The sequence below is a fragment of the Nocardioides sp. InS609-2 genome, from assembly GCF_023208195.1.
Lineage (GTDB): Bacteria > Actinomycetota > Actinomycetes > Propionibacteriales > Nocardioidaceae > Nocardioides.
Genome location: NZ_CP060034.1, coordinates 1,776,042 through 1,789,747 on the forward strand (window position 1 = coordinate 1,776,042; position 13,706 = coordinate 1,789,747).

Annotated in this window: 13 protein-coding genes; 4 read left to right on the plus strand and 9 right to left on the minus strand. The window is 69.2% G+C overall.

Features of this window, described 5'->3' with window-relative positions:
- Position 1: 1 nt before the first annotated feature.
- The 4 genes from H4Q84_RS09320 to rplM form a co-directional block, all read right to left on the minus strand.
- The gene (locus H4Q84_RS09320) at positions 2 to 190 is read right to left on the minus strand and encodes a hypothetical protein (protein ID WP_248583114.1); all 189 of its coding nucleotides are present in this window, start codon (positions 188 to 190) and stop codon (positions 2 to 4) included.
- A 468-nt stretch (positions 191 to 658) separates the two neighbouring features.
- A complete protein-coding gene (gene glmM / locus H4Q84_RS09325) occupies positions 659 to 2,005 on the minus strand; it encodes a phosphoglucosamine mutase (RefSeq protein ID WP_248583115.1) in 1,347 nt (448 codons plus the stop codon).
- Between the two features lie 17 nt (positions 2,006 to 2,022).
- Positions 2,023 to 2,556, minus strand: coding sequence for a 30S ribosomal protein S9 (rpsI, locus tag H4Q84_RS09330; RefSeq protein WP_248583116.1), 534 nt, complete (start codon positions 2,554 to 2,556; stop codon positions 2,023 to 2,025).
- A gap of 26 nt (positions 2,557 to 2,582) precedes the next feature.
- A complete protein-coding gene (gene rplM / locus H4Q84_RS09335) occupies positions 2,583 to 3,026 on the minus strand; it encodes a 50S ribosomal protein L13 (protein WP_248583117.1) in 444 nt (147 codons plus the stop codon).
- Between the two features lie 310 nt (positions 3,027 to 3,336).
- Here rplM and H4Q84_RS09340 point away from each other — a divergent pair, with 310 nt between their 5' ends.
- The gene (locus tag H4Q84_RS09340; protein WP_248583118.1) at positions 3,337 to 4,671 is read left to right on the plus strand and encodes a citrate synthase; all 1,335 of its coding nucleotides are present in this window, start codon (positions 3,337 to 3,339) and stop codon (positions 4,669 to 4,671) included.
- Positions 4,672 to 5,218: 547 nt separating this feature from the next.
- Entirely contained in the window at positions 5,219 to 6,454 is a 1,236-nt protein-coding gene (locus tag H4Q84_RS09345) for a HEAT repeat domain-containing protein (RefSeq protein ID WP_248583119.1), read from the plus strand.
- Positions 6,455 to 6,507: 53 nt separating this feature from the next.
- Here the strand turns inward: H4Q84_RS09345 and H4Q84_RS09350 are convergent, their stop codons facing one another.
- The 3 genes from H4Q84_RS09350 to H4Q84_RS09360 all read right to left on the minus strand — a co-directional run bounded on the left by H4Q84_RS09350 (position 6,508) and on the right by H4Q84_RS09360 (position 9,729).
- The gene (locus tag H4Q84_RS09350; RefSeq protein WP_248583120.1) at positions 6,508 to 7,782 is read right to left on the minus strand and encodes an HNH endonuclease signature motif containing protein; all 1,275 of its coding nucleotides are present in this window, start codon (positions 7,780 to 7,782) and stop codon (positions 6,508 to 6,510) included.
- A 129-nt stretch (positions 7,783 to 7,911) separates the two neighbouring features.
- On the minus strand, positions 7,912 to 8,490 hold the full coding sequence (locus tag H4Q84_RS09355; RefSeq protein ID WP_248583121.1) for a hypothetical protein: 579 nt from the start codon (positions 8,488 to 8,490) through the stop codon (positions 7,912 to 7,914).
- A gap of 9 nt (positions 8,491 to 8,499) precedes the next feature.
- The gene (locus H4Q84_RS09360; RefSeq protein WP_248583122.1) at positions 8,500 to 9,729 is read right to left on the minus strand and encodes an MFS transporter; all 1,230 of its coding nucleotides are present in this window, start codon (positions 9,727 to 9,729) and stop codon (positions 8,500 to 8,502) included.
- Positions 9,730 to 9,793: 64 nt separating this feature from the next.
- Here H4Q84_RS09360 and H4Q84_RS09365 point away from each other — a divergent pair, with 64 nt between their 5' ends.
- Positions 9,794 to 10,294, plus strand: a complete 501-nt coding sequence (locus tag H4Q84_RS09365) for a MarR family transcriptional regulator (RefSeq protein ID WP_248583123.1) — start codon at positions 9,794 to 9,796, stop codon at positions 10,292 to 10,294.
- A gap of 1 nt (position 10,295) precedes the next feature.
- Here H4Q84_RS09365 and H4Q84_RS09370 read toward each other — a convergent pair whose 3' ends face one another.
- Positions 10,296 to 11,267, minus strand: a complete 972-nt coding sequence (locus H4Q84_RS09370; protein ID WP_248583124.1) for a YihY/virulence factor BrkB family protein — start codon at positions 11,265 to 11,267, stop codon at positions 10,296 to 10,298.
- A 62-nt stretch (positions 11,268 to 11,329) separates the two neighbouring features.
- On the opposite strand from H4Q84_RS09370, the gene H4Q84_RS09375 reads away from it, so the two are divergent.
- Positions 11,330 to 12,103 (plus strand): cyclase family protein, encoded by a 774-nt coding sequence (locus tag H4Q84_RS09375; protein ID WP_248583125.1) that lies wholly within the window; start codon positions 11,330 to 11,332, stop codon positions 12,101 to 12,103.
- 2 nt (positions 12,104 to 12,105) lie between these two features.
- Here the strand turns inward: H4Q84_RS09375 and H4Q84_RS09380 are convergent, their stop codons facing one another.
- Complete coding sequence (locus H4Q84_RS09380) at positions 12,106 to 13,686, minus strand: long-chain-fatty-acid--CoA ligase (RefSeq protein ID WP_248583126.1); 1,581 nt, start codon at positions 13,684 to 13,686, stop codon at positions 12,106 to 12,108.
- Between the last annotated feature and the right edge of the window lie 20 nt (positions 13,687 to 13,706).

Consider the following 13,706-nt stretch of genomic DNA (forward strand, 5'->3'; position numbering starts at 1 on the left):
ATCATGACGCTGCGGAGGCACGGATCGAGCTCCAGCCGCCCGCCGTCAACGCCCGCTCGATCTGGTCGAAGAACTCGCCCGGGGCTACCCGCAGGGCCAGCAACGGCAGCTGACAGACGTCGTCGACCCAGTGCTCGGGGGTGTGACCCTCGAAGACCTCGACGCGGTAGGCGCCCAGTGCCCGCGCCACCTCGACGTCCAGCCGGCCCCTGGTCGCCGGCGCGACCTCGGCGCCGACGGGAGTGAAGGCGCTGGCGATTGGAGAGGAGCGCCCTACCGCGGCCGCGCGCCTCGATGTCCGCGAGAACGATGCGGCCCCCCCCCCCCCCGGCGACGGCGCTCCGGCGCGACGTACGCGTCCACCTCGGCGAGCCGCGGGTTGTCGGTCTCGAACACCGACAGCCGCCCCACACCGACCGCGAGCTCGCCGTCCACCTCAACGACCAGCGTCGACGTGGCGTCGGTGCGCGGCGTGCGGTAGTTCGCGCAGGACATCTCCCACGTCGGCCACGCGTCCAACGGCCGGTCCGCGTTGGTCGCGGCGCCCACTTCCCACCACGCCCGCGGCGCGGACTCGTCGTGGGGGTCGATGTGCCTGGTTCGATGCCCACGAGGAGCGAACTAGGGGCGGAGCGCGGCGAAAGCGACCGGTTTCGACCTAGAGGGAGAGCTGGGCCTTGACCACGTCGGCGAGCCGGCCGGCGACCGCCTCGGCCTCGTCGAGGGTGGGCGCCTCAACCATCACGCGCACCATCTCCTCGGTGCCGGACGGGCGCAGCAGCACTCGGCCACGATCGTCGAGAGCGGCCTCTTCTTCCGCGACGGCGGCAGCGAGTACGGCGTCCTCGTCGGCGCGCGCCTTGTCGACGTCACGCACGTTGACGAGCACCTGCGGCAGCCGGACCACGACGCCGGCGAGGGCCTGAAGGCTCTTGCCGGTCGCAGCCATCCGCTGCATGACGTGCAGCGCTGTGAGGATGCCGTCACCGGTGGTGGCGTACTCGCTCATGATCACGTGGCCGGACTGCTCGCCACCGAGCGTGTAGCCGCCGACGCGCATGGCCTCGAGCACGTAGCGGTCGCCGACCTTGGTCTGGCGCACGCCGACCTGATGGGCCTTCATCGCCTGCACGAAGCCGAGGTTGCTCATGACGGTGACCACGACGGTGTCCTTGGCGAGCCGGCCCTGGTCGCGCAGCGAGAGCGAGAGCACGGCCAGGATCTGGTCGCCGTCGACGACGTTGCCCTCGTGATCGACGGCCAGGCAGCGGTCGGAGTCGCCGTCGAGGGCGAAACCGGCGTCGGCACCGTGCTGGAGCACGGCGGCGCGCAGCGGCTCGAGGTGCGTGGAGCCGCAGCCGTCGTTGATGTTGAGGCCGTCGGGGTCGGCATGGATGGCGATGACCTCCGCGCCGGCGCCGCGCAGTGCCTGCGGGCCGGCGGCGTGGGCGGCACCCTCGGCGCAGTCGAGCACGATCGTGAGTCCGTCGAGAGGATGGCCGATCGTGCTGACGAGGTGGGCGGCGTACTCGTCGACGGCGGTCGGGTGCACCGAGACGCGGCCGACGGCACCACCGGTGGGGCGCTGCCAGGGCTCGCCCATCCGCTTCTCGATGGCGACCTCGATGGCGTCGTCGAGCTTGACGCCGCCACGGGCCAAGAACTTGATGCCGTTGTCGGGCATCGGGTTGTGCGAGGCAGACAGCATGACGCCCAGGTCGGCGCCGAGCGAACCGGTCAGGAACGCGACGCCGGGCGTCGGCAGCACTCCCAACAGGAGTACGTCGACCCCCGCGGAGGCGAGCCCGGAGACCACCGCGGCCTCCAGGAACTGCCCGGAGATGCGGGTGTCGCGGCCGACGACCGCGAGCGGCCGGTGCCCGGAGAACTCCCCCAGGTCGGCCAGCACGTGGGCGGCGGAAACGGAAAGGTCCAGGGCCAGCTCAGCGGTCAGTTGACCGTTGGCCAGGCCCCGGACCCCGTCCGTGCCGAAAATACGCGCCATCTGTGCGGCAGCCGCGATCAGCGCTTGCTGAACTGCGGCGCCTTGCGGGCCTTCTTGAGACCAGCCTTCTTGCGCTCGATGACACGAGCGTCGCGGGTCAGCAGACCGGCCTTCTTGAGCGAGGGGCGGTTGGCGTCCTCATCGATGGAGTTGAGGCACCGGGCCACGCCGAGGCGCAGCGCGCCGGCCTGACCGGTGATGCCGCCACCGTGGATGCGGGCGATGACGTCGAAGCGGTCGACGAGCTGAAGCTCGGCGAACGGCTCGTTGACGACCTGCTGGTGCAGCTTGTTCGGGAAGTAGGAGTCAAGGGTGCGGCCGTTGACGGTCCACACTCCGGTGCCTGGCACGATCCGCACGCGGGCGACGGCCTCCTTGCGACGGCCGGTGGCCGCTGCGGGAGCGATCGTCGCGGGACGCAGCGGGGCGTCGGCCGACGGGGCGCTCTCGGAAGAGTAGGCAACGCCCGACTCGTCGGTCGTGAAGGTCTCTTCGACCTCGGCCTCGGGGGCCTTGGTCTCGGTCTCGGTGTTCTCGGTGGTCTCAGCCACGGTAATCCTCACTCGTCCTTGGGAAGTTACTGGGAGACCTGGGTGATCTCGAACGCCGTGGCCTTCTGTGCCGCGTGCGGGTGCTCCGGGCCGGTGTAGACCTTGAGCTTCTTGATGATCTGACGGCCGAGGCGGTTCTTGGGGAGCATGCCCCACACCGAGTTCTCGATCGCCTTGCGGGCGTCCTTCTCCAGCAGCTCGCCGTACGGCGTGGCGGAGAGACCACCGGGGTAACCCGAGTGGCGGTAGGCCAGCTTGGTCACCTTCTTGTTGCCCGACAGGGCAACCTTCTCCGCGTTGATGATGATGACGAAGTCGCCCATGTCCATGTGTGGGGCGAACGTCGGCTTGTGCTTGCCACGCAGGAGGTTGGCGGCCTGGACGGCGAGACGTCCGAGGACCACGTCGGTGGCGTCGATGACGAGCCACTCACGCTGGATGTCAGCGGGCTTGGGGCTGTACGTGCGCACGGCTGATTACCTTCTTGTTCGTCGGTCCCGGCGAGAGGAGCTCACGCCGGGTGATGCGATGTGCGCGGCTTCTGACGAACACTGCCCGGTTCCAGATCGTCCGGGTCTGCACCTCGACCGTGCGGGGTCGAGGCGCGGCAGGAGTCGCGACCAGCAAAGATACGCGGGCGCCGGCCCACCGGTCAAAACGCGGTACGGCGGTCGTGGGCGTCCGGTGGGTGGGTACCTGCTTTGAGGTCGTCGCGGGTGAAGGAATACGTTGGGGGTTCACCCATCTGAGTCAATGACGACTTTCACGACAGGAGCCGACGTGACCGACGTAACGGCCACCGATGCCCCGGCCACCGCCGCCGCATCCACCGATTCGCTGACCGTCCGCGACAACCGCACGGGTCAGTCCTACGACCTGGCCATCACCGACAACACGATCAAGGCCGCCGACCTCGGCCAGATCAGGCTCGGTGACGAGACCCCGGGTCTCGCGACGTACGACCCCGGCTTCGTCAACACCGCCTCGTGCCGCAGTGCCGTCACCTACATCGACGGCGACAAGGGCATCCTCGAGTACCGCGGCTACCCGATCGAGCAGCTCGCGGAGAAGTCGAACTTCCTCGAGGTCAACTACCTGCTCATCCACGGCAAGCTGCCGACCAAGGCCGAGTACGACGCCTGGGTGCACGAGATCACCTACCACACGTTCGTCCACGAGAACGTCAAGTCCTTCATGGAGGGCTTCCGCTACGACGCCCACCCGATGGGCATGCTGATGGCCTCGGTCGGCGCGCTGTCGACGTTCTATCCCGACGCCCGCAACATCCACGACGACGAGAACCGGCACCTCCAGATCGTGCGGATGATCGCCAAGATGCCGACGCTCGGCGCCTGGTCGTTCCGGCACGCGCAGGGCAAGCCGTTCGTCTACCCCGACAACGACCTGAGCTACACCGCCAACTTCCTCTCGATGCTCTTCAAGATGAGCGAGCAGAGGTTCGAGGCCGACGAGCGCCTGGTCAAGGCCCTCGACGTGCTGTTCATCCTGCACGCCGACCATGAGCAGAACTGTTCGACCAACGCGGTCCGCTCCGTCGGCTCGTCTCAGGTCGACCCCTACTCCGCGGTCGCCGCGGGTGTCGCTGCTCTCTACGGCCCGCTCCACGGTGGCGCCAACGAGGCCGTGCTGCGGATGCTGCGACGGATCGGTTCGAAGGAGAACATCCCCGCCTTCATCGAGGGCGTCAAGAACGGCAACGAGAAGCTGATGGGCTTCGGGCACCGCGTCTACAAGAACTTCGACCCACGCGCGACGATCATCAAGAAGGCCTGCGACGACGTCTTCGAGGTCACCGGGGTCAACCCGCTCCTCGAGATCGCCAAGGAGCTGGAGAAGATCGCGCTCGAGGACGAGTACTTCATCAAGCGCAAGCTCTACCCCAACGTCGACTTCTACTCCGGCCTGATCTACGAGGCCTTCGCGTTCCCGCCCGAGATGTTCACCGTGCTCTTCGCGATCGGCCGCACCCCCGGCTGGCTCGCCCAGTGGCTCGAGCTCGTGCAGGACAAGGACCAGAAGATCGCTCGCCCCAAGCAGATCTACACCGGCGACCGCACGCTCGACTTCGTGCCGGCGAGCGAGCGCTGGGCCTGAGTCGCGAGCGCAGCGAGCGGCTCCGGCGCGGGGATCGCTCAATGGTGGTCGAGCGAGCCGCGCGACCGAGCCCGCGAGCTCGCGACCGGCGTGTCGAGACCAAGGGGCGCTGAGCCTGAGCCCCACCTGATCGCGTACGACGCCCCGGCAGCCCGTTGGTTGCCGGGGCGTCGTGCGTGCGCAACCTTCGCGGATTGCGGTCGCCCGGTCGGGGCTTTCGGGACATCATGTTGGCGTGCTGACTGCTGTCGAGGCCCATGACCTTGCCTTGTCACTGTCGCGAGCGGCTGTGGAGGGCGCCTCGGCGGATTGGGTCCAGGGAGCTCAGCGGTTGGAGTCCCTGTCGGGACGAGAGTGGCTCCTTGTGGACGCCGCGGCGCGTCGGTGCCGGACGGCGCACGGCATGCCCGGCAGCGGAGTGCGCGGCTGGCTCGGTCCCGCGCTCAAGGAAACGAGCTGGTTTGTCGCCGCCGTAACGGCCTTTCATGTCGACGGCCGGATTCGGCAACGATCCGTGCGTGTTCTAGGGCTGGGCTCCGGTCCTCTGGTGACTGCTGCCCTCGCCGTTCGCGCGCTGGACCACGTGCCCGAGGTGAGGGATGCGGCTCTGGACGGCCTGCGGAACGTCATGGATGTGGAGGTAGCACCGGACGCACTCAAGGTGATCCTGGCGGGCCGACATCGGCACTTCGGTCCGGCCGCTCTGACTGCGGTGACCACGATGCTGCTGGAGTGCGGTTCCCCTTCGGCCGTCGCTGGTCACCTGATGACCAGCAGCGATCGCGACGTGCGGCGCTGGGCGTTCGAGTTCGCGCACGGTCGCGACCTGCTCACCCGCGAGAATCTCCTGACCGCGGTGGCGTCCGAGAAGGACCAACTGCTCCTGGCCTGGTGTGCTGAATGGCTGATGGACGTGGCTCGACCTGAGGACTTCGCCGAGCTGCTCACGGCCCGGTCAGTCAACGTCCGGCTGACGGCGATCACCAAGGTCCCCGACGCTGACCTGCCGGATGACGCATTGCTCGCCCTGACCGCCGACCGCGCGCCCCGGCTACGCGAGGCAGCCCGATGGCGCGCTCGCCGGCGCAACCTCGATGTCGCCGCCTGGTATCGCGGCGAGCTCTCAGCAGGCGATGGCTCCGTGATCATGCGGGCGGCCTGCCTGGACGGCCTTGCGAGCTTGGGTGGCGTCGACGACCTCGGCTTGTTCCTCGAGGGCATCTCCGACCCCGCGCCCCGTGTGCGCGCCGCGGCTGTGGGTGGCCTCGCCGCCACGTCGCCAGACGAGGCGCCCGCCGCGCTCCTGCCATTGCTTCTCGACCCCAGTCCCCGGGTCGCCTCCCGAGCCGCCCGGGTGCTGTCTCGTGCGGGCGTGGGAGCCGATCACTCACGAGAAGCCTGGGCTTCTCGGCAGGCATGGTCGCGCCGCGCCGGATGGCGGCTGATGCGCGGATGCGGGGGCTGGGACCGGGTCGAGGCTGACCTCCGGGCGGCAGCCGACGGTGACCCGCATCTGGCTGGAGAGGGCAGTGAAGGCATCCGAAGCTGGCTAGCGTCAGCAGCTGCTACCACCTGGCAACCCCTGGCCGGAGACCAGCGCGACAGGATCGGTGTGCTGCTCTCGGGCTGGTCGAGCCCAGACCAGGAACGTCGGGCCGTCGCCTTCCACGCCGGCATCCGTCCGCTGCCAAGCACTCCTCGGCTGACAGCGCCCGAGCCCAATGACCGGCCGCCCTCCGTCGGCAAGGCACGTCGGTGGTTCAGCATCCTGCGCCGTCGTTAGGCAGCCGTGAAGCCCCGCCGGCGGTGGTGTCGGCGGGGTGTGGGGCGTGGTGGTCAACCGGGCTTGGTCCCGGCGTCGTCCCTGACGAAGGTGTGGCCGTGGGGGCTGGTCCAGGTGTACGTCGCGGGGCCGGTGCGCCGGTAGGACCAGGCGCCGTGGGTCTTCAGGCGATGATGTCGCCGACAGAGCGCGGCGAGGTTGTGCGACGAGGTCTCGCCGCCGGACTCCCACGGGATGATGTGGTCGAGGTCGCAAGCCCGTGATGGTCTGTTGCACCACGGGAAGACGCAGGTCCGGTCGCGGAGGATGACTTGCTCGCGGAGCCGGGCCGAGGGGTGGTAGCCGTCGCAGACGATGTGCTCGTTGAGGTCGATGACCGGCTTCACCACCACCTCGGTGGAGGACTGGCCGCACCACTGCTGGATCTGCTCAATCGTGGCGAGGTTGCCGCGTTCGAGGCGGGCGATCGGGTCGCCGTCGGTCAGGTGGACGTGCAGGACGAGCTGCCGTCCCGGTGAGCCTTGGTTTCGAGACGGTTGCTGCGCAACCTCACCAACCAACGGCAGGGCGAGCTGGGACCGCGCCATCTGCCCCACCGCGGACGCCCGACGCGCATCCAGCGACTCCTCGGACCCCAGGCTCTTCAAGACGTCTGCACCGTGGGCGACGGCGGCGCCGAAGTCGAGGGCGTCGGCCAGGTCGAGCTCCGCGGTCACGCGCATGGTGCCGGCGAACGACACCTGCTCCTCCTCGATCGTCACATGCCGCCCGTCGGCCGCGAGCCGGGCTTCCGCGGCGGCGCGGGCGGGGTCGAACCGGGCGATCGCCGCATCCACCAACCGGTCCACCGCCGAGGTCGAGGTGCGGTGCGCGAACGGGGCGAGCTGGGCGTCGACGTACGACGCTGCTTCACGGGAGAGCCCGGCGTGGATGGTGGTCTCGGCGATCCGCCTGGCTCGCCAGGCGGGCAGGTCGCCGGCTTGGACCAGTCGCCACAACCGTGGGAGCCGGTGCCGCAGCTCGATCGCCTGACCGATCAGGTGCTTCGCCGACACCGTGGAGATGCCGAGCACGGCACCGAACTCCGCGATGCAGAACTCCGCCACCAACGGCGCACCCGGACCAGCGACCGGCTCCTCATGCTCCGAGCCACCGCCGAGCAGGAACGCCGCCGCATCAAGCACCGACGAAGCCGGGTGCAGATCGGCCCACTCACACGCCGCCACCAGCAACTCGGCCTCGGCACGATCGGCTGTGGCACGCGAAGAACGCGCGAACGCGAGCACCGCGGATGCGGTGTCGGGGAGCTCGCTCGTCGTGATCGCCATACGAGAAGCCAATCAGTGACCACCGACACTTCAGGGCCCGATCGGCCAGATTGTGGACAACTGATCGAAACACTCGTCGTCCACCGACTGGTCTCGGTTTCGAGGCTCGTCGCTGGCGCTCCTCGCACCTCACCCAGCGATGGGGCCCTCGTCCCGCAGCTCCCCCAGCTTCCTGTCCTGCGCTGCGCGAGAGTCACGGGTGAGGCCGAAGAGCGAGTGGTTGAGCAGGTGCACCTGGATGGCCATCGGGTCGACGTCGAGCAGTGCGGCGACGGAGTCGGAGGCCTCGTGGATGTCTGCAGCCCCGACGACGAGCTCGACGACCTCGGTGATGTGCGCTGCCACCAGCTCGTTGAGCTCCAGGTGCTCGATGCGCCGCCGACGGATTACGGCCGGGTCGTTGGGATCCGGGGCGTCCGACGGGAACGTCTTGAGAAACTCGTCCCGGTCCCGCTCCCACTGCCGGTCGATGCGCTCGGCGACGAGGTTGAGACAATCGATCAGCTCGGGGATCTGGCTGGTCTTGAGGACCGCGTCCCTCATCGTGCTGCGGTAGGCACCCAGGCGCACGTGCGGACCGGGCCGGCCGGTGTCGGCGTGGCTCGCGAACCAGCCGCTGATGTTCAGGCTCTGGCCGTGGATGCCGGTGTCCATGCTCGCGCTGGCATCGTCGTGCTCGTTCGCTTCCTCGATCCCGGAGCGTCCCATCGTCGGATCCTACTGCCGCTCAAGCCTCCGCACGGAAGGTACGGCGGCCGCCAGCAGCGAGCTGCCGGCCATGATCATGGCGACGACGACCAGCCAGGGCCCGATGCCGGTGAGGGCGGTGACCGGGCCGACGAGCACCAGGCCGAGCGGACGGGCCACGAACGAGCCGACGACGTCGAAGGCGTAGACCCGGGCGAGCTTGTCCTCAGGGATCTCGGTCTGGATCGAGAGGTCCCAGTTGACGCTGAAGATCTCGAGACCGAAGCCGTGCAGGAAGGCGCCGAGCAGCAGCAGCGGCAGCGCATCGGTGAGCGCCATCGCCGCCGGGAAGCAGGCGGTCATCGCGAGGAACACGGTGCCGATCGCGAGGCCCTTGCGCGGCTTCCAACGCAGGCACACCAGCGCCCCGGCCATGAACCCGGCCATCAGCAGCGCCAGCGCCCAGCCCCACGCTGCGGTGCCGTAGGCGTCACCGACCACGATCGGGCCGAGCACGCCCTGCACACCGCCGTAGAACAGGTGGTAGAGCAGCGCCTGCCCGATCAGCAGCCACAGCCAGGTGTGCCTGAAGACCTCCGCCGCGCCGGCCCACAGGTCACCGATCAGACTCTGCCGGTCTCCCGAAGCGACCACCGCCGGCACCTTGATCAGCGCGAAGCAGCCGGCAGCAAGGGCAAAGGTGAGCGCGTCGATCGCAATGGCCCAGCCCGACCCGAACACGGCGACCAGCACGCCCGCGCTAGCGAAGCCGATGACGCCGGCGGTGTTCTGCGCGAGCCGGCGCAGCGCCACGGCGGTGGAGAGGTGCTCGACCGGGACGGTCTGCCGGGTCATCGCCTGTGACGACGGCCCGCTCAGAGCCGACAAGCAGCCGTTGGCGAGCCCGATGACCCCGAGCAGCGTCACCGTCGCCCACCCGCCGATCAGCGCGGCCGCGATGACGGCCTGGGTCACCGCGGCGCCGGCGGCCGCACCTTGCATGAGCACCTGGCGCGGCAGCCGGTCGCCCAGCACACCGCCGAACATCAGCGTCACGACCTCGGCCAGCGCGTACGCCGCAACCACGAGGCCCAGCTCCGAGGCAGTGCCGCCCAGCTCGAGCACACCGAAGGCCAGCGCCACCGGAGTGATGGAGTTGCCCAGCGAGTTGATGGTCGTGCCCGCGACCAGGAAGCGGTACGGCGCGAACGCCAGCGGACCGCGCAGCCGAGACGGACGAATAGGGGTCGAGACAGACATGCGCGAGAGATTACTTCGCCAGCGAATTATTCGTCAATGAAGTTCTTTCGGATATTCTCGTCGCATGGCAGAGGACTGCGTGGACCGCCACGTCGCGCGCTGGCGCGACCACTGGATCGACATCCACTTCGACGACGAGGTCGAGGGCGTCGTCGAACGCATCGGCGCCATCGCGCGCTATCTCAAGTCGACGAAGAAGGCCGCGCTGGCCGACACCGGCCTGCAGGACTTCGAGTACGACACCCTGCACATGCTGATGATCCGCGACACCCCCGGCCACGCCAGCCCGACCGCCCTGGCCCACGACCTCGGGGTCTCCCCCGCCGGCATCACCGGCCGTCTCGACGGCCTGGAGAAGGCCGGCTGGATCCAGCGCCGCGCGTCCGCGGAGGACCGCCGCCGCATCGGGGTCGAGGTCACCCGCTCCGGAGCCGACACCTGGCGCCGCGCAATGGGCCGCCGGGGCGACGCGGAGAACGCGCTGGTCGGCGTACTCACGGCGAAGGAGCAGGCCCAGCTCAACCGGCTGCTGAAGAAGCTGACCCTGACCCTCGAACCCGAGTGACTCAGCCGGCGATCTGCTGCCGGTGCGGGCGCCCCGGGTCGTCGTACGCCGGCTCGGGCTCGCCCACGCGCAGGGCTTCGAGCTGTGCGCACACCGCAATGCCGTAGAACACCGCGATCGACGAGAGCAGGCTCCACACCAGCAGCGCGAAGACGCCCGCAAGCGGTCCGTACGTGCTGCTGAAGGACGCACTGAGATTGACGTACGCCGCCAGTCCGGCCGCTGCGCCCATGCTCAGCACCACAGAGATCGCGGCCCCCAGCGCCAACCACGACAGGGCGGGCTGACGTCGTCGCGGCGCGTGGTCGAAGATCACCGCGATCGTGACCACGAGCATCAGCAGACCAACCGGCCAGCGCACGAAGTTCCAGGCGGTGCGCAACCCGCTGGACCAGCCGTACTCGCTCACCATCGCGTCGCCGAACGCACCACCGGCGACCAGCATCAAGAAGCCCAACCCGACTGGCACGGCCAGCAGCGCGGTGAAGATCGCCGCCCGCCCGTACTTGTACGGCGCCCGCCGGTCGCGCCGGATCCCGTAGATGCGGTTGGCCCCGCGCTCGATCTGGGCCATCGCGGTCGTCATCGAGACGATCGCGAAGAGCAGGCCGAGTGCCAGCGCCAGCTCACCCGCACCTTCGGAGCCGGTCGTGAGTGCATCGACGATTGCGTCGTCATCACCGGAGGCGGGCGACACGGCGTTGATGGTGGCCGCCACCACGCGGGCTGGTCGGTCGTCGTCGATGTCGGCGGCCAGACCGGTGGCGGCGAGCATGAACGGCACCACCGCGAGGCACGCCTGCAACGCGAGGGCGCGACTGTTGGTGAAGCCGTCTCCGTAGCGGAAGCGCACGAAGGAACCGACCAGGATCGTGCGCAGTCCGTGTCGCCGGGCGAGGTGCCAGGCGTCCTCGGCATCGAGCTCGTCACCGTCCATCTCGGTGGTCACCGGTACGGTGCGGGCCGTGGTCATGAGCGCACCCTATGCGCGGCCAGCAGGCACTCGATGTCGGCCGCCCGGCTAACATCCGACGGATGGCCGACAACGCACGCGCACCCCTTGCCGACGTCCTCGCTCGCCTCCGCACGTGCGAGTGGATCGACCTGACGCACGCGTTCGGGCCCGGCATCCCGCACTACTTCGCGTTCCCCGACGAGGAGCGCGAGACCCTCTTCCACTTCGACGAAGGCGTCGGCTCGGCGGGCACGGGTTTCCTCGCCCACCGCTACAGCCACATCGGACAGTGGGGCACGCACGTCGACCCGCCAGCGCACTTCGCGCGCGGCGGTCGCTTCCTGGACGAGATCCCGGTGACCGACATGATGCTGCCGTTGGTGGTGGTCGACGTACGCGAACAGGTCGCCGCGGACGTCGACCACGCTGTCACCACTGCCGACATCGAGGCCCACGAGCAGCAGCACGGCCGGATCCCTGAAGGCGCCTTCGTCGCCCTGCTGACCGGGTGGTCCGAGCGCTGGCCCGACAACGACGCCATGGCCAACCGTGACGCCGACGGCACCGCGCACTACCCCGGCTGGGGAGTCGGGGCCCTGACGTTCCTCGTCGAGCAGCGCGGCGTCATTGCCGTCGGTCACGACACCACGGACACCGACCCCGGCACCGTCGTCGCGGGCGGTTCGGCACCCGCGGAGACCTACATCCTGTCCGCCGACAAGTGGCAGATCGAGCTGCTCACCGGCCTCGACCGGGTGCCCCCGACCGGCGCGCTGGTCGTCGCCGCCTGGCCCAAGCCCCGCGAGGGATCGGGCTTCCCGGCACGCGTCTTCGCTCTGGTCGACCGGGACTGACCTCAGCCGATGGCCGAGTCGCGGTCCGCCCAGTAGGGCTTGCGCAGCTCGCGCTTGAGGATCTTGCCGGTCGGGTTGCGCGGCAGCAGCTCGATGAGGTCGACCGACTTCGGGCACTTGAACGTCGCGATCCGCTCGCGACACCAGGCGATCAGCTCGTCCTCGGTGGCCGTCGTCTCTGGCTTGAGCGACACCACCGCCTTCACGGTCTCTCCCCAGCGGTCGTCGGGTACGCCGATCACGGCGACCTCCATCACCGACGGGTGCTCGGCGAGCACCCGCTCGACCTCGGGCGAGTAGATGTTCTCGCCGCCGCTGATGATCATGTCCTTGAGCCGGTCCTGCACGAACACGAAGTTCTCGTCGTCGACGCGGCCCATGTCACCCGTGCGGAACCAGCCGTCGTCGGTGACCACCTCGCGGGTCTCCTTCTCACGACCGAGGAACCCCTTCATCAGCTGCGGCGTGCGCAGCCAGATCTCGCCGTGCTCACCAACCGGCAGGTCCTCCAGCGTCGCCGGGTCGACGATCCGGACCTCGCACCCAGGGATGGGCTGGCCGGCCGACACGAGCCGCTCGGGGTGCGACTCGTCGCGGTGCGCCTCCGGCATCAGGTGCGTGGCGACGCCCCCGACCTCGGTCAGCCCGTAGACCTGGATGAAGTCGGTGTCGGGCCAGGCAGCCATCGCCGCGCGCAGCAGGGGAAGCGGCATCGGCGCCGCGCCGTACGTGTAGCTCTTCAGCTTGCCGAAGACCGCGACCGCCTCGGGCCCGGACTGCAGCACCTGCGCGAGCACGGCGGGCACGAGGAACGTGCGGTTGGCGCCCTGCATGATCGCGCCGGCGAGCGAGGCGCCGTCGGGGTCGCGCGTCATGATCGACGGGAGGCCGAAGTGCAGTCCGCTCAGGACGTACGACGAGCCGCCGACGTGGAAGAGCGGCATCGCCACCATGATCTTGTCGCCGTCGTCGAACTCCATGCCGTCGAGCGAGTTCACGGTGTGGGCCACCATGTTGGTGTGCGTCAGCATGATGCCCTTGGGGCGGCCCGTCGTCCCGGAGGAGTACATCACCAGGCACGGGTCCTCGGGGCTCGCGTCGGGGGCGCGTGACATCGGCTCGTGCGCTGCGAGGAACGCTTCGTACTCGTCACCCTCGGCTCCGTCTGCCGTCACCTCGATGATCTTCTCGACCTTCGGGAGCCGGTCGCGGATCTTGTCGATCACCGGCATCAGCTCGGTGCCGACGATCAGCAGCCGCGCACCCGAGTCGTTGACGGCGTAGTCGACCTCGTCACCGGCGGAACGCCAGTTGACGATGGCGTTGGCGGCTCCCAGCGAGCCGGCGGCCATGCTCAGCTCGACGCACGCCGGGTGGTTCTTGTCGAGGAAGGCGACCACGTCGCCGCGGCCGATGCCCAGGGCGGACAGTCCGCCGGTGAGCCGACGTACGCGCTCATCCCACTGCGACCAGGTCCAGGTGCGCCCGCCGTAGGTCATGCACTCGCCGTCGGGGTTGGTCTCGGCCCAGAAGGCAAGGCCATCGTTCATGAACGTGGGTGCGGGTACGGACGGTGCAGACACGGGGTCCTCCCAGATTGGCG